Source organism: Mycolicibacterium celeriflavum, assembly GCF_010731795.1.
GTDB classification, from domain to species: Bacteria; Actinomycetota; Actinomycetes; order Mycobacteriales; family Mycobacteriaceae; genus Mycobacterium; species Mycobacterium celeriflavum.
In genome coordinates, this window is the sequence record NZ_AP022591.1 from 2,650,427 (window position 1) to 2,667,425 (window position 16,999).

Below are 16,999 nucleotides of genomic sequence, written 5' to 3' on the forward strand. Positions count from 1 at the left end.
AACCATGGACACACGAGCGGACGTGGTTGTCGTGGGGGCCGGACCCGCCGGTTCTGCCGCCGCCGCATGGGCATGTCGGGCCGGCCGCGATGTGCTCGTCATCGACTCCGCGCAGTTTCCGCGCGACAAGGCCTGCGGCGACGGGCTCACCCCGCGCGCAGTGCTGGAGATGCAACGGCTGGGCCTGGGTTCGTGGCTGGCCGGGCGGGTGCAGCACCGCGGCCTTCGGATGTCGGGGTTCGGCGCCGACGTCGAAGTCGAGTGGCCGGGCCCGTCGTTCCCCACGACGTCGAGCGCCGTGCCACGGACCGAACTCGACGACCGGATCCGCATGGTGGCGGCCGACGACGGTGCAAAAATGATGCTCGGCGTGAAAGCCGTTGGTGTGCGCCATGGTTCGTCGGGACGTGCGGAGGCGGTCGTGCTCGACTCGGGTGCCGAGATCGGGTGCGGTGAGTTGATCGTCGCCGACGGCGCGCGTTCGACGCTGGGTCGCCTGCTGGGCCGCGAGTGGCATCAGGAGACGGTCTACGGCGTGGCGGTCCGCGGGTACATCGCGACTCCGCGGGCAAGCGAGCCGTGGATCACGTCGCACCTGGAACTGCGCTCACCCGAGGGCAAGGTGCTGCCCGGATACGGCTGGATCTTCCCGCTCGGCAACGGCGAGGTGAACATCGGCGTCGGGGCGCTCGCCACCGCGAAGCGGCCGGCCGATGCGGCGCTGCGGCCGCTGATGTCGTACTACACCCGCCTGCGCCGCGAAGAGTGGGGCTTCGACGGGGAACCGCGCGCCGGGTTGTCGGCGCTGCTGCCGATGGGCGGCGCGGTGTCGGGCGTCGCCGGGCCGAACTGGATGCTGATCGGCGACGCCGCCGCATGCGTCAATCCGTTGAACGGCGAGGGCATCGACTACGGGCTCGAGACCGGGCGGCTGGCGGCCGAACTGCTGGGCACCGGCGATTTGACCGCGGCGTGGCCGGCGGTGCTCTCGGCGCATTACGCACGCGGGTTTTCCGTCGCGCGCAGGCTGGCCTTGTTGTTGACGTTCCCGCGGTTCCTGCCGTCGACGGGACCGCTCGCCATGCGGTCGGCGGCCTTGATGACCATCGCGGTCCGGGTGATGGGCAATTTCGTCACCGACGAGGACGAGGACTGGACCGCTCGGGTCTGGCGCGGCGCCGGCCTGCTGTCGCGGCGCATCGACGACCGCGCGCCCTTCAGTTAAAGCGCTCTTTGTTCGCGGCGGTGGAGACCGTGAGGCCCAACGCGATCAGCACGTCTGCGGCGGTGATGAACAGACCGAACCAGTACGCCCACCTCACCGTGGGATCCGGCTGCGAGGCGAAGTACATGATCAAGAAGATCGGCCCGACGATGCCGAAGACGAACATCATCGCCTGATACATCAGGTAACGCTTGAACGTCTCCATCGCAAGGCAGAATATCGCGGGTGGCTCAGGTGTACCGCGCTCCGATGCGGTCCCGCCGCGACGACATCGATCCGCAGGGGGCGGTAGATCGCGCGCTGGAGTCGGGTCTCGTCGGGTTCGGCGATACGGGTTTCGATGACCGGTCGGCTCGTCGAATCGCGCGGTTCGCGGACATCGAGGACGGGTCGTTCGTCTGGACCCGCGACGCGGACGGGCTGTTCTGGGTAGGCCGCATCGACGGTCCGTATCGCCGCGATGACGACGCGGATGCTGTCGCCGTCGACCTGGTACACGTGCGGCCATGCCGCTGGCTTGCCGAACCGATACTCCAATCGGACGTTCCCGCAGCCGTTCTCGCGACATTCGGCCGAGGTGGCCGCAACTTCCAGCAGACCCACAGCCCAGATGTCGGCAAGCAGACGGAACGGATCTGGAACACCCGCATCGGCCGAAACGTGTAGAGCCCGACTAACTGTAAGACAAGCTAGCGGATTTGTTCAGGGCCGGGTTGCGGGATTACGCTGGAACACAGAGGCGTTCAACTAGGCATCGGCGGAAGGAACCACGATGCTCGGTCTGACAGTTCGACTTGTACTCGCCATGATCGCTGTTGCGGCAGCGGCATTGACTTCCGCTGCCATCGCACCTGCCACGCCGCAGGGCCCGTGCGCCGATGTGCCTTTCGTCGGGCAGTGCACGCCGTGGCGCGATTCACCACGCAGTGCATCCTCCAATTCGAGGTTCGATCCGACCCTGCCCATCATCAAAAGCGACCCAGGCAATCCGCAACAGCCGACCGACTTCGGCTAGCCGAGCGATTTGGCGAATCCGCTGACGTCGCGGATGGATGCCTCGTAGACCTCGGGCAGGTAAGCGCCGAGTAGTAGATCGCCACCGTGGCAGGTGCCCGCCACCACGCGACCGACCGCGGGAACTCCCGCGCGGACCAGCCGCCGGTAGTAAGCCAGGCCTTCATCCCGAAGCGGATCCAGTTCGTTGACCGAAATAACGTGCGGTGGGAGGCCGTTGAGTTCATCATCGGTCGCTGCGGCCGCCCAGCAGGTGGCGTCGTCGGCATGGGAGCCGTCGGGATTGTAGATCGATCCGAGCAGCGCGAGTTGATGGCGGCTGACGAAGTATTCGTCGTTCTCCTCGAGCGACGGCAGGTCATCGCACTGCTCGAGCCAGCGGTTCGAGATGAATGGGCATTGCGCGTAGCAGCCGGCGATTTCGTGCATCCAGCCTTCGCGTTTGGCCTTGTGCGCGACCGTCAGTGTGAGGTTGCCGCCACCGGACTCACCGGACACGATCAGATGCGAGACACCGAGTTCGGTGCGGTTGGCCGCCACCCAGCGCACCGAGGCGGCGCAGTCGTTGAGGCCGGCCGGGAAAGGGTGCGGGCCGAGCTTGCCGCCGGAGTTTCGGAACTCCACGCCGACCACGACGAGCCCTGTAGCGGCAAGGTATTCGCGGATCTTGCGATAGCCGGCGTCGGCTGCGCTGCCCAGCGCCATTCCGCCGCCGTGCAGGTGCACGACCGCGGGTAGCGGGCTGTGAGCATCGTCGGGGCGGCTGATGAACAGGGTGACGTCGTTGGCGTCCGGGCCGGCGATCGTCGTCGTGGTCGTGGTGACTCCGGACGCGACGGGCAGGTTCGCGGTCAGCGCGTCGAGGATGGCGCCCATCCCCTCCTCGCTGATTGTCGCGAACGCGATGCGCTCCTCGAGTGGGGAGTCAAGAGTCAACGGTGCGGCGGGAAGCCTTCCGTCGAGGCCGAACGGTGCGAAAGCCTTGACCATTCGCGGATCTGAGCGGGGATCGGTGCCGAGGGTGTGGTCTGGGTCGATCAAGCGTCCGTGCATGGTCGAACGGTAGCGCGGCGCCCGGGCGCGCGACCGGGGTTTGTGACTACCGCCGGGTGGGCCAGCGCGTGTCGACGATGTCGAGCAGATGCGGCAGGCCGGCGCGGTAACGGGCCCGATCGGCATTCTTGAACGGCACCCACCACGGCGCCTGGAACAACTCGACGATCTTCACCATGTCGCCGTTGTAGCCCGACGCCTGCAGCACGCCGTTGGCGGCATAGCGGCCGCCCTCGTTGGCACCTTCCATGGTGGTGACGTTCTGGTCGGTCTTGATCCACTCGCCGGCCAGAAAGAGATTGTCGATGCCGGTGACCGCGGTCGGGCGACGGTTCCACGACCCGGGGTCCTGGATGAACAACGGTTCGTCGTTGCGCACATCCGGTGTGCCCGAGTCGATGATCGCGGGGTCCAGGAACCAGGAGTGCACCATGTCGTCGTCGACGACCTTGTCGGTGTCGTTCAGATGGGCCTTGATCTGTGCCCACGCTTCTTTGGCGATCTCCTGCGGGGTGCAGTCCCGCGCGCTTCTGCGGTTGAAGTTGCCCGGTGTGCTCCAGTCCGAAATGATCGCGGACAGACACTCTTTGACCGTGCCGTCGCCGTACTTCGTCAGGCTCTTCTTCCAGAACTGCTCTTCGCTGATCGACGTGATCGCCCAGCCGGAGTCGACGTAGTTGACGTGTCCCTTCGTCACGTCGACGCGCTCCTTGAGGTAGAACATCAGGCCGTTCATCCACTCGGTGCGCAGCAGCGCGATGTTGGCGAGCTGCGGGTCGGCCTCAAGCACATCGGGCGTCAGCACCGCGGCGAGTTTCTCGCACGGGATCGCCGAGACGTACCAGTCGGCGGTGACCTGTTGCGGCACACCGCTGGCGCTGACCACGGTCGCGCCCTGAATGTGCTTGCCGTCGGCGGTGAGCCGTGCGAGCGCCTGGCCGACGCGGAACGTCACGCCCTGTTCGCGTAGGTACTCCACCCAGGGGTCGAGCCACTGCGAGCTGGTCGGCCCGTTGAGCACCCGGTCGAAACCCTTGTTGTCGAAGTCGTTTCCGAGCAGAAGTATCGACCAGACCGATGCCTCACCGACCAGGCCGATCGAATGTGCGCTGGCGTCTTTGGATTTCGAGGCGGCGAGGTTGCGGATGATGCCGTCGGCGAGGTAGCGGTTGTATTCGGCGGACTTCTTGTTCGCGCCGATGTAGTCCTCCCACGTCATGTGCTCCCACTGGCCGAGTTTGCGTTCGGTGCAGCTGGTGACGTAGACGGCGAGTTTCTGTGCGGCGTAGACCGCTTCCAGCGGCGGCAGTCGAAACAGCGTCTCGAACACCGTGGCCACCGAGTCGATGAACGCCTTCGGGGTGATCGGATTCGGGATCATGGGCAGTGGGAACGGCAGCGGGATGGTCAGATCGTGCCGACCGAGCCCGGAATGCAGGTACGACGTCGCCCGCGTCAGGTTTTCCCAGGCGCCGTTGGCGTTGCCGGGGAACGGAACCCGTCGCATTGTGTCGGTGACGTTTCGATAGAAGCCGGGGAAGAACCGGAAGCCGTGCTCGGCGGGCAGCGGTGTCGGACCGGAGTTCGGTACCGGAATCGACCTTGCTTTACCGCCGAGCGCCTTGCGCTCGTACACCGTGACGGTGTAGCCGCGCTCGACGAGTTCGTGTGCCGCAGTCAGCCCCGCGATTCCGGCGCCGAAGACGGCGACCGACTTGCCGGGCGCCGCGCGAGCGGTCGGCGGTAACGCCATCAGGGCCGCCGCGGTGGCCGTGCCCATCACGAACGACCGGCGCGACAACCGTCGCGATTCGCCCCCACCCGACATCCCGCCACCGCCTTGTTCGCGGACCCTGTCGAGGCAACAAGTTAATGGTGATTCTCGTCACGGCACCGTACGACACGCCGAATGACACGGGTTTCGGCGGGACGAAGTTGTCGATTAAGTCGTCAGTGCAGCGGTTTGGTGGCCGCGTGCAACGCGACGATGCCGCCGGTCAGGTTGCGCCAGCGCACCGCCGACCAGCCGGCATCGGAGATCCGACGGGCCAGTTGCGCCTGGTCGGGCCAGGCCCGAATCGACTCGGCGAGGTAGACGTAGGCGTCCGGGTTCGACGACACCGCCCGGGCGATCCGCGGCAGCGCCTGCATCAGGTACTCCTTGTACGCCGTGGCGAACACGCGGCTGGTCGGCGTAGAGAACTCGCACACCACCAGCCGGCCGCCGGGGCGGGTGACGCGCGCCATCTCGCGAAGGCCCGCGGTGTGGTCGACGACGTTGCGCAGCCCGAAGCTGATCGTCACCGCGTCGAAAACGCCGTCTGCGAACGGCAGTCGCGTCGCGTCGCCTGCCACCTTCGGCACGTCGCGGGAGCCTCCCGCGGACAGCATGCCGACGGAGAAGTCCGCCGCCACACACCAGGCGCCCGAGGTGGCCAACTCGACCGTCGACACCGCGGTGCCCGCCGCGAGGTCGAGCACCTTGTCCCCCGGCCCGATGCGCAGCGCCTCGCGCGTGGCCCGCCGCCAGAACCGGTCCTGCCCCAGCGACATCACGGTGTTGGTCAGGTCGTAGCGCCGGGCCACCGCGTCGAACATCGACGCCACATCGTGTGGGTCCTTCGCCAAGGTTGCGCGGCTCATGCCGCCAACCGTAGCTGTGCCCCGTTGCGCCGGCGGAAGCTGGTCAGGCGGCGACGTGCCGGCGGCGCCGGCCGATCACGTCCTCGTAGTGGCCCAGGAGTTCGTCGCAGATCGTCGGCCAGGTCCGGTTGAGCACGCTGCGGCGCGCGGCCAGCGAATACCGTTGCCGCTCACAGATCAGATGATCGACGGACTGCGGCAGCCGATCCTCGAACTCGTCGACCGCCAGCAGCAGCCCCGTGCGGTAGGGGGCGACGAGGTCGCGTGGGCCGCCGGCGTTCGGCGCGATCACCGGCAGGCCCGACGCCATCGCCTCCTGCACGGCCTGGCAGAAGGTCTCGTGCTCGCCCGGATGCACGAACACATCCATGCTGGCGTACGCCCTCGCCAGCTCCCGGCCGTACAGCGCACCGGTGAAAACCGCTGTCGGCATGAGGTTTTGGAGCTTGGGCCGGTCGACGCCGTCGCCGACGATCACCAGTTGCAGGTCGTCGCGCGTCGCCAGGGTCGTCAGTCGCTCGACGTGTTTCTCCGGTGCCAGCCTGCCGACGAAGCCCACGAGCGGCCTGCCGTCGGGCGACCATTGTCGCCGCAGGTCGTCGTCGCGGGCCGAGGGCGCGAAGCCGGTGATGTCGACACCGCGCGCCCACTTGTGAACCCGCGGAACGCGGTGAGCCATCAGGTTTTCCATCGCCGCGGTCGACGGCGCCAGTGTGCGGTCGGCGCGGCTGTGCAGATGACGTGTCCACGCCCATGCGGCGCGGGCGGTGAAGCCGACGCCGTAGCTCTCGGCGAAACCCGCGACGTCGGTCTGGAATACGGCGACGGTCGGGACACCGAGGTGGCGCGCGGCGTGCAAACCGCCGTAGCCGAGCAACGCCGGCGAGGCCAAATGCACCACGTCGGGGCCGAATCCCCTTAGCACGCCGAGCATCCGGGGCCGTGGCACGCCGAGCGGTAGCGACGTGATCTTGGGAAACATCCGCGACGGCACCCGATGTACGCGGACGCCGTCGTGCACCCGGTCGGCGGGCGGTTCGCCGCGTGGGCTGTCGGGAGCGATGACCAGGGCTTCGTGTCCGGTGCGACGGAGATGCTCGATCACCCGCAGCACCGAGTTGGTGACGCCGTTGACATTCGGGAGGAACGACTCTGCGACGATTGCAACGCGCACGCCGAAATAATCTCAGCGAAGCGTGTCGCGAAGGTTGCCGTCAGGAAGATGGCATGCGAAGAACTCGTGCGTTCAACGGGAGCTGCGTAGCGTTGATGTCGAGTAACCTGCGCACAGGGAAGGGCGATTGACATGCGAATATCCCGAATCGCGGCGGTACTGGCGCTCTCCGCGCTGCTCGCCGCGGCGGGTTGCACCAAACACGTCGCCGGCACCGCGCAGCGCCATCCCGACCAACCCCCGCTGACGGTCAGCGAAGACGGTTACGGCGTCGTCGCCGGGTTCGCCGACGCACCGGTTCGGATCGAGATCTTCACCGAACCGCAGTGCACCCATTGCGCTGACCTGCAGGCTGATTTCGGTGACCAAATCGCCTACTACATCGGTGTCGGCCAGCTCGAGGTCACCTACCGCCCGCTGATCTTCCTCGACCAGGAGGCCGACGGTCATTCGGCGCGGGTGAGCAATGCGCTGTTCCTCGCCACCGAAGGCGGCGCGACAGGCACGCAGTTCCAACGCTTCGTCGAAGAGCTGTGGGCCAACCAGGATCCCGGCGGGTCAGGCCCCAGCGACGACGAGATGGCCGACATGGCCCGCTCGGCGGGTATGCCCGACGCCGTCGTCCAGCGGGTCGCCGGTGGCGGCTCGGCGGTGAACATCGTCGAGATGGACGAGAGCAACTTCGGGTACCTGTTCGACATCGACCCGCTCGCGACCGGTACGCCGACGGTCTACGACCTCGCCGCCGACGAGAGAATCGACATCTACGACAACGACTGGCTCGACAAGCTCATCCAGTCCTGATTTCTCGGCAGAAATTCACGTTCTGCGCGCAGAGATTCGGCGTTCGACGAGCGTCACGCCGGCCAGTGCGGCGGCGGCGATCACCCAGCCGACCACCGCGATCGAACTCGCCGGAATGATCGCCAACGCCGCGTTGCGATGCTGCACGCGAACGAGATCTGGGTTGTTGACGTCGTATTCGACGTAGATGTTCATTCCGGTCTCGAGCTCCGACGGATAGAGCACACCCAACTCCGGGCGGTACGTCACACGGTCGGGAGTGACGAACTCGATTGTCGACCGGCGCGGGCCGGCGCTGAGCACCGTCGCCTCGGCCACCCCGAGATGGCGTTCGATCTGCCGGTCATTGCGCCACGCGCCCAGCACCATCAACACCGACTGCAGCGTCACCAGGCAGCCGAGGATGACGATCCCGATGCGCACCCGACGGAACACCCGCTGCCGCCGCGTCTCGGTCGGGTCGGCCGTCAGCCGGGGAAGGAAACGACGCGTCCACCGGATCGGTTTCGTCCACCGGCCCGCGGCTACCGTCTCGCCCACAGCGGCCGTCTCGCTCACAGGGGCCGTGTCGTTCGCTGCGCTCACAGGGGCCGTCTCGCTCACAGGGCTGCCTTGATCGACGCGTGCAGCGCACGCAGCGACGACCGGTCGGCCTTCACCTCCAGCACCCGCATGCCGTCGTAGGGCTCGCCGAGCGCGTCGGCCAGATCGTCGACCTCGAGCTGTCGGCTCTCGACGTGATATGCCCGGCACAACGCGCCGACGTCGACGTCGTGCGGTGTGCCGAAAATCCGGGACGACACGTCGGAGAACCTCGGGTCGCCCTGCTCGAGCAGTTCGAAGATCCCGCCGCCGTTGTCGTTGGACACCACGATGGTCAGCTGGCGCGGCGTCGGCTCCGTCGGGCCGATCAACAGGCCCGAACTGTCGTGCACAAACGTCAGGTCGCCGAGCAGCGCGATCGTGCGCCTCGGACCGCTGCCCTCACCCGCCCACTCGTGCGCGAGGGCCGCCCCGATCGCCGTCGACACCGTGCCGTCGATACCAGCGACGCCGCGGTTCGAGCGCACCTTGACGCCGTGGGTGTCCATGCCGACCAGCGCGGCGTCGCGCACCGGGTTCGACGCCCCCAACACCAGCTGATCGCCGGGCCGAACCGCGTCGGCCACCGCCGCGGCCACGTGCAGGCCGGTCTTGAGCGGATGCGCCTTCAGTTGCGTACGGACCGCCGCCATCGCGTGCCGGTGCACCTCGGCGCAGCGGTCCAGCCAGGCCTGGTCCGGTGCGCCCGCGGTGACGGCGCGGGTGCCGGTGGCCTGAGAGTTCCCCGACACGTCGGGCCAGCGGGGACCGGTCGTGAGCGCATATACCGGCACCGACGGATCGGCCAGCAGCGCCGACACCGGTCGGTGCAGCGTCGGGCGGCCCAGCATGATGACCTGCTTCGGACGCACCAGCCGCAGCGCGAAGGGGTGCAGCGGGTTGTCGGCGGGCGGCGCCGTGGGCTCGGCGACGGTCGGCAGCGCCGCCAGGTTCGGATGCTCACCCGCGCCGTGGCCGGCGATCACGACGGTGTCGGGGGTCAGGTCGATGTCGAGCGGCTGGTCGAACGTCACCGGCGGGGTGTACGTCCACGGCTGTCCGCCCGGCCTGCCCTCCGGCACGAAAGCGGACTCCCTCGGCTCGCTGGCATCGGGCACAAGCGGCTCCCGCAGCGGGATGTCGAACTGCACGGGACCGGCGTTGGCGGTTCGAGAGCCTTTGGCGGCCACCAGAATTCGACACACCGCCGAGCGCCACTGGGCGTTCAGCTCGTCGAGGCGTTCAGGGGCGTCCTCGGCCAGCCCCAGGCTGATCGACGCCCGCACCTGCGTGCCGAAGTAACCGAGCTGCTCGAAGGTCTGGTTCGCGCCGGTGCCCAGCAACTCGTAGGGACGGTTGGCGCTGAGCACGACCAGCGGCACCCGCGCGTAGTTCGCCTCGACCACCGCCGGCCCCAGGTTCGCCACCGCTGTGCCCGACGTCATCGCGATACACACGGGCGCGCGCTCGGCGACCGCCAGCCCGATGGCCAGGAAACCCGCGGTGCGCTCGTCGATGCGCACATGCAGCCGAATCCGCCCGACGCGATCGGCATCCTGCAGCGCGAACGCGAGTGGCGCGTTGCGCGAACCGGGGCACAGCACGACGTCGCGTACGCCGCCGCGAATCAGTTCGTCGACGACCACGCGAGCCTGCGCGGTCGAGGGGTTCACCACTACAGCCTATCGGCGAGGAATTCCAGCGCCGCTTTGTTGACCGCGTCGGGTCGTTCGAGAAAGCCGAGGTGTCCGGTGTCCGCAATTTCCAGGAAACGGCCGTTGGGGATCGCATCGGCGACCTCGCGGCTCAGGTGCGGGGGCAGCACCAGGTCGTCGGAGAAGCCGATGACCAGCGTTGGCGCCGTAATACTTCGGTAAGACGGCAGGTGATTGCCCTGGGGGCTGATGCCGAGCTGTGTGCGGCCGCCGGGCGTCGACTTGGCGGGCCACATGATGAACATGTCGATCCAGTCGCGGACCTTGGCGTCATCGTTGAGCGTTGCCGGTGAAAAGCTCTCCAGCAGACGGATTTTCGCGTCGTACTTCGGCGGCAGCTTCAAACCGGACTCAATGAGTTCGCGCTCGGCGTTGCGGAAGAACTCGCGGGTGCGGTCTTCGCGGCCGCGGGTGGCCATCAGCACCGCCCGGTCAACGAGTTCGGGGCGCGCCACCATCAGCTCCTGGGCGATGAACGAGCCCATCGACACGGACACGATGCTCACCGGCGCCACGTCGAGCTTCTCGATCAGCGCCGCCGTGTCGGCCACCATCGTCTCCGTGGTGAAGCCGGTGGCGTTCTCGGTGGCGCCCACCCCGCGGTTGTCGAACGTGATGCAGCGAAAACCGGCGCGCTGGAACTCGGGCACCTGGTGCAAGTGCCAGGTTCGGCCTGCGCCGCCGTGACCGGCGATGAACAGGACTGGTGGACCGCTGCCGCGGTCGTCGAAGGCCAAATTCACCCCGACGACGGTACTGCACCGATCAGCATCCGCAGCGGCCCATGGGGGCCATACTTGCCGACCGCATATTGTGCATTTCGCACGAACTTTCTATGCTGGAGGCCCGTCGCCGCAGCTTCGGGTGCGTGAGGCGGTGCGAAGGAGGTTGTCGTGAAAGTCGCGATCAGCGGCGCGGGGGTGGCGGGTCCGGCGTTCGCACACTGGATGCTTCGCGCCGGCCATGAGGTGACCTTGATCGAGAAGGCGCCGAGATTTCACACCGGCGGTTATGTGATCGATTTCTGGGGTCTCGGCTATCGCATCGCGCAAAAGATGGGCATCGAGGAGGACGTCCTCGATGCCGGCTATCAGATTGAGGAACTTCGCGCCGTCTCGTCAGATGGGCGCGTCGCGGCGAGGTTAGACGTCGATCCGATCCGGCGGGCGACCGGCGGCCGGTACACCAGCCTGCCCCGCGGCGACCTGGCAGCAGCGATCTACCGCAGCGTCGAGGACCACATCGAAATGCTCTTTTCCGAGAGCATCTGCGCCATCGACGATCGCACCACCGGTGTGATGGTGGAATTCGAGCGGGAACGCGCGCGTGCGTTCGACATGGTCATCGGTGCGGACGGATTGCACTCCAACGTCCGGAACCTGGTGTTCGGGCCGGAGTCTGCTTATGTGCGCTATCTCGGCTGCCAAGTGGCCGCCTGCGTGCTCGACGGCTATCGACCGCGCGATGAGCTCGTATACGTGACGCACAACATGCCGGGCCGCCAGGTCGGAAGGTTCGCCCTCGACGGTGATCGCACATTGGTGCTGTTCGTCTTCCGTTCCTCGAATCCACAGGTTGCGCCCGACGCGGAGGCGAGCAAGAAGCTGCTGCGAGCGGAGTTCGCAGGCGGTGGCTGGGAATGCTCTCAGATTCTCGACGCCCTCGACGGCGTCGACGACATATATTTCGACGTCGTCAGCCAAATCCGAATGGACCAGTGGTCGGCGGGGCGCGTCGCCCTCATCGGTGACGCCGCAGCGTGCGTGTCGCTGCTGGCCGGTGAAGGTACCGGCCTGGCGATGGTGGAAGCGTATGTGCTGGCCGGCGAGCTGGCGCGGAGCCCGGAGAACCTCGGCAGGGCGTTCGCCGAATACGATGCTCGACTGCGTCGCTTCAATGGCCAGAAGCAAGCCGGAGCAACGAAATTCATCTCGTTCTTCGCTGCTCGAACCAGTTTCGGCGTGTGGCTGCGCAACATGGCGTTGCGGGCGATGAACTTTCGGCCCCTCGGAGATCTCGTCATGCAGCGCTCCGTTCGCGACGACATCGAGCTGCCCGAGTACGAGCTATGAACACCACGCCCGTCGGACCCACCGATCCGACCCGTCAGCCCGACGAATTCCTGACCGAACTCGAGCGAGCGACCCGGGGACTGCTCGACGTGAACGTGTTGGTGCTCGACCGCATGGAGAAACGCATCGGTCTCGCGCCGCTGCGCGCTCTGCAGGCGTTGGACCGGCTCGGTCCCAGTCGGGTCACCGAGTTGGGCGACGAACTCGGCATGCTGCCGTCCACCGCAAGCAGGCTCAGCGACCGACTCGCCGACGCTGGATACATCACTCGTCGGGTCGCACCGACCAACCGGCGCGCGACGCTGTTGGAGTTGACCGACAGCGGCCGCGCCGTGCTCGACGAGCTCATCGCCCTTCGTGTGCATGCGTTCGGCGAGGTGACGCGTCATATCAGCCAAACCGATTGCGCCGCGTTGATTCAAGGCGCACGCGCGTTCACTGCCGCGCACCGCAAACTATCCGAACGGTCGGAAACCGACGACCCTGATCGCCTCAGGCGAGTTCGGTGAACGCCACGACCGGAATCCGTCGCCCGCCCGCCAGCTTCTCGTAATCGGCGTAGTTCGGCACGAACTGCTTGGCCAGTCCGAACAGCCGGTCGCGTTCCGGGCCGGTGATCTCCTCGCCGACGAAGGTGCCGGTGTAGCCGCGGGTCGACAGCGTGACGCGCGGATGGGCCTTGACGTTGTGAAACCACGCGGGATGGCGGTCGCCGCCGTAGTTCGAGGCGATGACGATCACCCGGCCGCGGTCGGTGAAGTAGGTCAGCGGGGTGGTGCGCTTCTTGCCGGTCTTCGCGCCGGTGTGCGTGAGCAAGACCTCTGGCATCACCAGCGACATCGACATATGGCCGTTGGTCGCCTTGATGACCGCCCGGTCGATGCGCCAGCCGTACCGCCGCAGGAACCGACGCGCCGCGCCCGTGCCCATGAGTTTGGCGCCCGCACGGAACAACGGCGACGGCTGGGTCGGCTCCACCTCGGGAATCCCCACCCCCGCGACGCTAGCGCAGCTGGGATTTCGGCGCGCTACACATCGCTCAGCGACTGTTAGCGCGCCGAAACCGCCGTGTGCGTTTGATCGCGGCGCTCCACGCCAGCTGCGACGCGGCTTTGAGCTGGGCGGGCTTGATCAGATCGCGGCTCATCAGCGCGGCCGCGGCGGCCTTCGTCGCCGCCGAGGCCTTCGACATGTGTCCCGAGTCGAACGGCGGTTGCGGGTCGTACTCCATGGACAGCTGGATGGCCTTGGCCTTGGCCTCACCGCAGATCTGGCCGGCCAGCCACAACCCGAGATCGAGCCCGGCGGACACACCCGCTGCCGTGACAATGTGGTCGCTCTCGTGGACGATGCGTTGATCGCCGACGGGCGTGACGCCGAAGGTCTTCAGGAACGGCAGCGCCGCCCAGTGCGACGTGGCCCGTTTTCCGTCGAGCAGGCCGGCGGCCGCGAGGATCAACGCCCCGGAGCACACCGATGCGGTCCACGTCGCGCTCGGGTGCGCCTTCCGCACCCACGCCAGCAGCTTCTCGTCGCGGGCGTGCTCCATGGTGCTGAACCCGCCGGGGATCAGGATGATGTCGGGCGACGGCGTCTCGTCGAAGGTGTGCGTCGCACCGACCAGCAGCGCACCGGAGTCGGCGGCGACGGGGCCGGCCTCATGCCACAGGAACCGCACCTCGGTGTCGGGTAGGAAGCGCAGCGACTCGTAGGGTCCGATGAAGTCCAGGGCGGTGAAGCCCGGATACAGGACGATGGCAATCTGCATGTTTTCTCCTCAGGCGGTGTTGGATCCGCTCCTTGCGTGCGCGGAAGTCTTGCGATACTGGTCGGGCGAGATGCCCAGTCGGCGAACGAAATTGCGGCGTAGGGTCTCCGCGCTGCCGAAGCCGCACCTGGCGGCGATGACGGTAACGGTGTCGTCGGTCTCCTCGAGTTGGCGGCGTGCGGCCTCCGTACGGATGCGTTCGACGTAGGCGCCGGGAGCTTCGCCGACTTCGTCGGTGAAGACGCGGGTGAAGTGGCGCGGGCTCATCGCGGCGCGCCGGGCCAGTTCCGGAATGCTGTGCGTCGCACCGGGTTTACCCTCGATGGCTTCCTGCACCGCCCGGATCGGCGCCCGCTTGGCTCGCGGCATCCACACGGGCGCGGCGAACTGGGTCTGGCCGCCCGGCCTGCGCAGGTACATCACGAGCCATCGTGCGACCGTCTGGGCGGCGTCGGTTCCGTGGTCGTCCTCGACGAGCGACAGCGCCAGGTCGATTCCCGCCGTCACACCGGCGGCTGTCCACACGCGGTCGCTGCTGCGTACGAAGATCGGCTCGGGATCGACCGCGACGCTGGGGAATTCGTGCGCCATTCGGTCGGTGAACGCCCAGTGCGTCGTCGCCACACACCCATCGAGCAGGCCGGCCTGCGCGGCCAGGAACGCGCCCGTGCAGACGCTGACGACGCGGCGGGCGTCCTTCGCGACGGTCTGGACCCAACCGATGACGTCGGGGTCGCTGCGGGCCTCGTCGACGCCGTAGCCACCCGGCAGGATCACGGTGTCGACGGGCCGTCGGGCATCGGGTAGCGGATCCGCGGCGAATGTCAGACCCGTGCCGGTGCTGACCGATTCACCGTTTCGGCTGACGACGCTGACGGCGTAGCCCTCGCGGCCCTGGCCCTTCAGGTACATGGAGGCGCCGGTGAACACCTCGAACGGACCGACCAGGTCGAGGGCCTGGACGCCCGGATAGCCGAGGATGAGCACCGTTCGCACGGGTTCAGTGTCGACCAGTCACGGCGTGGCGTCTATGCCATGCATCCCACAGATTAGGACACCGCCCGGGAACTCCACCCCGTCGGATGGCGGCGAAACTACACGAAGGAAGTAAATTCCTACACTCGAACAGGAAAAAGCTTCACCTTTGAATGATTCGTGGTAGGTTCGCCTGATGGCGATAGTCAGTCGGCCCAAACGGCGCAGCCGCGCGGCGCATCTCGGTCCGGAGCGACGCCGGCCGCAGGTGCTCGATGCCGCCTTGGCCATCACGGTCGAACAGGGCGTGAGCCAGGTGACCATCGGCTCGATCGCCGAGCGGCTCAACGTCACGCGCCCGGTGGTCTATGCCTGCTTTTCCGATCGGGTTCAGATCATCACTGCGCTGTTGGAGCGTGAGACGGCCGCGTTGCGCGATGCGCTGGTCGAGTCGCTGCACTCCGCCCGCGGCGACGGACCGGAGGAGGCGTTCGTCGCCGGCTATCAGGCGCTGCTGCGGGTTGTGGTCGCTCGTCCACAGTCCTGGCGCTTCGTCTTCTTCGCCACCCCTGACCCGGCGGTGGCCAGCCGGTTCGTGCGCGTGCGCGCACAACTCGGGGAAGCCACGGCGGCGTGGCTGCGCCCGGTGCTGACGAAATGGTGGTCGATGACCGACGCCGAAGCCAAGCTGCCGATCCTGGTCGAGCTGCTGATGTCCTCCTGCGAGGCGGCCGTGCGGTCACTGCTCGAGGACGCCAACCAGTGGACCGCCGACGATCTCGGCGCACTGTACGGACGGATGATGAGCCACGCCTTCAGCGTGGCCTGAGCGCGCAGAACCCATTCGGGGCGGCTGGGCTGCCGCCACTCACTTCATGAAGGGAAAGATGCATGGCGACAACGACTTCGAACAAGCGCACGAGCGTTACCCCGCACGGCGACTACGGATTCTTCGGTCCCGACTCGGTGACCTGGAAGGTGTGGGGCTACCCGACGTCGTTGACGGTCGGGTTCCAGCGCGCGGTCGTCATCGAGGAACTCGACCCGAACCTGATCGCGGCGGTGGACACCACCCACGACATCTACAAGCGGCCCCGTACCCGCTACGACCGCACCCTGCACTACTTCGCCCTGGTGGCGTTCGGCGGATCCCGTGAAACCACCACTGCCTCAGACGTTCTGGTCAAGATCCACTCCAAGGCGATCGGCACCGAACCCTACGGCGGGGGACGCTACGACGCCAACGACCCCGACTCCCAACTGTGGATCCACCTGACCGCATGGCATTCGATCCTCTACGCCTATGAGAAGTACGGCCCCGGTCCGCTGTCGGCAGAGGAGGAGGCGCAGTACTGGCGCGAATGCGCCGTGGCGGCCGAGCTGCAGACCTGCTCGCCCGACGATGTGCCCAGGACCCGCGACGGAATCCGGGACTACTTCGACCAGATGCGGCCGCAGTTGGCGGCCAGCGACATCGCCGTGCAGGCGATGCGTCACCTTCTCGACGCCGAGGTGATGATGCCCAAAATGCCGCGGGCAGCCCGACCGGTGTCCTGGGTGGCCGCAAGAGTTCTTCGGGCTGGCACCATCGCCACGATGCCCCGCTGGATGCGTCGAGCAAGCGGATGCGACCAGCCCCGCATCGTCGACGCCGCCGTCCGGCCGGTCCTGTGGACCGCGTTCCGGCTGATCTCGCTCAGCCCCCGCGCCGAGCTCGCGGTGCTCAAGATCCTCTCGCCGATGACCCATCCCGTCGTGGCTCCCGTCAAACTCGGTGTGCCACCGGTCAATCCAGAGATCGTTTCGCCCGCAGAGGCGCAGAGCCGCTACGGCGTCGAGCCACCAGCGCGCGCTCATCGAGAACTGCGCGCCCGCCAGGCAGCGCGGGTCTTCGGCGAGGGCATCGAGCCCAGCGACGAAGGGCTCATCGAGTCCGAACCGATCCTGGGTTCCATGAGCTGAGCCGGAAGGGCA

19 protein-coding genes are annotated in these 16,999 nt (G+C 67.3%); 8 read left to right on the forward strand and 11 right to left on the reverse strand.

All coding sequences use genetic code 11. The annotated features are described in order from the left end of the window. Window positions 1–4: 4 nt before the first annotated feature. The gene (menJ, locus tag G6N18_RS12840; protein ID WP_083003008.1) at window positions 5–1,225 is read left to right on the forward strand and encodes a menaquinone reductase MenJ; all 1,221 of its coding nucleotides are present in this window, start codon (window positions 5–7) and stop codon (window positions 1,223–1,225) included. Here menJ and G6N18_RS12845 read toward each other — a convergent pair. Next, window positions 1,218–1,430, reverse strand: a complete 213-nt coding sequence (locus G6N18_RS12845) for a hypothetical protein (protein WP_083003005.1) — start codon at window positions 1,428–1,430, stop codon at window positions 1,218–1,220. The two genes, menJ and G6N18_RS12845, sit on opposite strands and share 8 nt — an antisense overlap. Before the next feature lie 20 nt (window positions 1,431–1,450). Here G6N18_RS12845 and G6N18_RS12850 point away from each other — a divergent pair, with 20 nt between their 5' ends. Continuing rightward, window positions 1,451–1,891, forward strand: coding sequence for a GAF domain-containing protein (locus G6N18_RS12850; protein ID WP_109749482.1), 441 nt, complete (start codon window positions 1,451–1,453; stop codon window positions 1,889–1,891). Window positions 1,892–1,997: 106 nt separating this feature from the next. Continuing rightward, complete coding sequence (locus G6N18_RS12855) at window positions 1,998–2,240, forward strand: hypothetical protein (RefSeq protein ID WP_133052463.1); 243 nt, start codon at window positions 1,998–2,000, stop codon at window positions 2,238–2,240. On the opposite strand, the gene G6N18_RS12860 is transcribed toward G6N18_RS12855, so the two are convergent. The 4 genes from G6N18_RS12860 to G6N18_RS12875 form a co-directional block, all read right to left on the reverse strand. Next, complete coding sequence (locus G6N18_RS12860; RefSeq protein ID WP_083003002.1) at window positions 2,237–3,292, reverse strand: alpha/beta hydrolase fold domain-containing protein; 1,056 nt, start codon at window positions 3,290–3,292, stop codon at window positions 2,237–2,239. The two genes, G6N18_RS12855 and G6N18_RS12860, sit on opposite strands and share 4 nt — an antisense overlap. 46 nt (window positions 3,293–3,338) lie before the next feature. After that, window positions 3,339–5,120: a hydroxysqualene dehydroxylase gene (locus G6N18_RS12865; RefSeq protein ID WP_083002998.1), complete on the reverse strand. Its 1,782-nt coding sequence runs from the start codon at window positions 5,118–5,120 to the stop codon at window positions 3,339–3,341. Between the two features lie 122 nt (window positions 5,121–5,242). Continuing rightward, window positions 5,243–5,935, reverse strand: a complete 693-nt coding sequence (locus G6N18_RS12870) for a demethylmenaquinone methyltransferase (protein WP_067224187.1) — start codon at window positions 5,933–5,935, stop codon at window positions 5,243–5,245. Window positions 5,936–5,978: 43 nt separating this feature from the next. Beyond that, window positions 5,979–7,109 carry a glycosyltransferase family 4 protein gene (locus tag G6N18_RS12875; protein ID WP_083002995.1) on the reverse strand — a complete coding sequence of 377 codons (1,131 nt, stop codon included), beginning with the start codon at window positions 7,107–7,109 and terminating at the stop codon, window positions 5,979–5,981. 132 nt (window positions 7,110–7,241) lie between these two features. Here G6N18_RS12875 and G6N18_RS12880 point away from each other — a divergent pair, with 132 nt between their 5' ends. After that, window positions 7,242–7,913, forward strand: a complete 672-nt coding sequence (locus G6N18_RS12880; protein WP_067224181.1) for a DsbA family protein — start codon at window positions 7,242–7,244, stop codon at window positions 7,911–7,913. A gap of 15 nt (window positions 7,914–7,928) precedes the next feature. On the opposite strand, the gene G6N18_RS12885 is transcribed toward G6N18_RS12880, so the two are convergent. The 3 genes from G6N18_RS12885 to G6N18_RS12895 all read right to left on the reverse strand — a co-directional run bounded on the left by G6N18_RS12885 (window position 7,929) and on the right by G6N18_RS12895 (window position 10,953). Continuing rightward, window positions 7,929–8,414, reverse strand: coding sequence for a DUF3592 domain-containing protein (locus G6N18_RS12885; protein ID WP_083003226.1), 486 nt, complete (start codon window positions 8,412–8,414; stop codon window positions 7,929–7,931). Between the two features lie 98 nt (window positions 8,415–8,512). Beyond that, complete coding sequence (gene menD / locus G6N18_RS12890; protein ID WP_083003223.1) at window positions 8,513–10,168, reverse strand: 2-succinyl-5-enolpyruvyl-6-hydroxy-3-cyclohexene-1-carboxylic-acid synthase; 1,656 nt, start codon at window positions 10,166–10,168, stop codon at window positions 8,513–8,515. Window positions 10,169–10,170: 2 nt separating this feature from the next. After that, complete coding sequence (locus tag G6N18_RS12895) at window positions 10,171–10,953, reverse strand: alpha/beta fold hydrolase (protein ID WP_083002992.1); 783 nt, start codon at window positions 10,951–10,953, stop codon at window positions 10,171–10,173. Between the two features lie 150 nt (window positions 10,954–11,103). Here G6N18_RS12895 and G6N18_RS12900 point away from each other — a divergent pair, with 150 nt between their 5' ends. Both G6N18_RS12900 and G6N18_RS12905 read left to right on the forward strand, forming a co-directional pair. Next, a complete protein-coding gene (locus G6N18_RS12900) occupies window positions 11,104–12,282 on the forward strand; it encodes an FAD-binding domain (RefSeq protein WP_083002990.1) in 1,179 nt (392 codons plus the stop codon). Continuing rightward, window positions 12,279–12,791: a MarR family winged helix-turn-helix transcriptional regulator gene (locus G6N18_RS12905; RefSeq protein ID WP_067224173.1), complete on the forward strand. Its 513-nt coding sequence runs from the start codon at window positions 12,279–12,281 to the stop codon at window positions 12,789–12,791. Before G6N18_RS12900 ends, G6N18_RS12905 begins: the two co-directional genes overlap by 4 nt. Here the strand turns inward: G6N18_RS12905 and G6N18_RS12910 are convergent. Genes G6N18_RS12910 through G6N18_RS12920 form a run of 3 tightly spaced genes read right to left on the reverse strand, consistent with a single transcriptional unit; the run spans window position 12,775 to window position 15,037 of the window. Beyond that, complete coding sequence (locus G6N18_RS12910) at window positions 12,775–13,275, reverse strand: nitroreductase family deazaflavin-dependent oxidoreductase (protein WP_083002987.1); 501 nt, start codon at window positions 13,273–13,275, stop codon at window positions 12,775–12,777. The genes G6N18_RS12905 and G6N18_RS12910 overlap by 17 nt on opposite strands. A 46-nt stretch (window positions 13,276–13,321) precedes the next feature. Beyond that, window positions 13,322–14,050 (reverse strand): DJ-1/PfpI family protein, encoded by a 729-nt coding sequence (locus G6N18_RS12915; protein WP_083002984.1) that lies wholly within the window; start codon window positions 14,048–14,050, stop codon window positions 13,322–13,324. Window positions 14,051–14,059: 9 nt separating this feature from the next. Further along, the gene (locus G6N18_RS12920; protein ID WP_083003219.1) at window positions 14,060–15,037 is read right to left on the reverse strand and encodes a GlxA family transcriptional regulator; all 978 of its coding nucleotides are present in this window, start codon (window positions 15,035–15,037) and stop codon (window positions 14,060–14,062) included. Between the two features lie 184 nt (window positions 15,038–15,221). On the opposite strand from G6N18_RS12920, the gene G6N18_RS12925 reads away from it, so the two are divergent. Further along, window positions 15,222–15,854: a TetR/AcrR family transcriptional regulator gene (locus G6N18_RS12925; protein WP_083002981.1), complete on the forward strand. Its 633-nt coding sequence runs from the start codon at window positions 15,222–15,224 to the stop codon at window positions 15,852–15,854. A 62-nt stretch (window positions 15,855–15,916) separates the two neighbouring features. Beyond that, window positions 15,917–16,987, forward strand: coding sequence for an oxygenase MpaB family protein (locus tag G6N18_RS12930; protein WP_083002978.1), 1,071 nt, complete (start codon window positions 15,917–15,919; stop codon window positions 16,985–16,987). Window positions 16,988–16,999 lie beyond the last annotated feature (12 nt).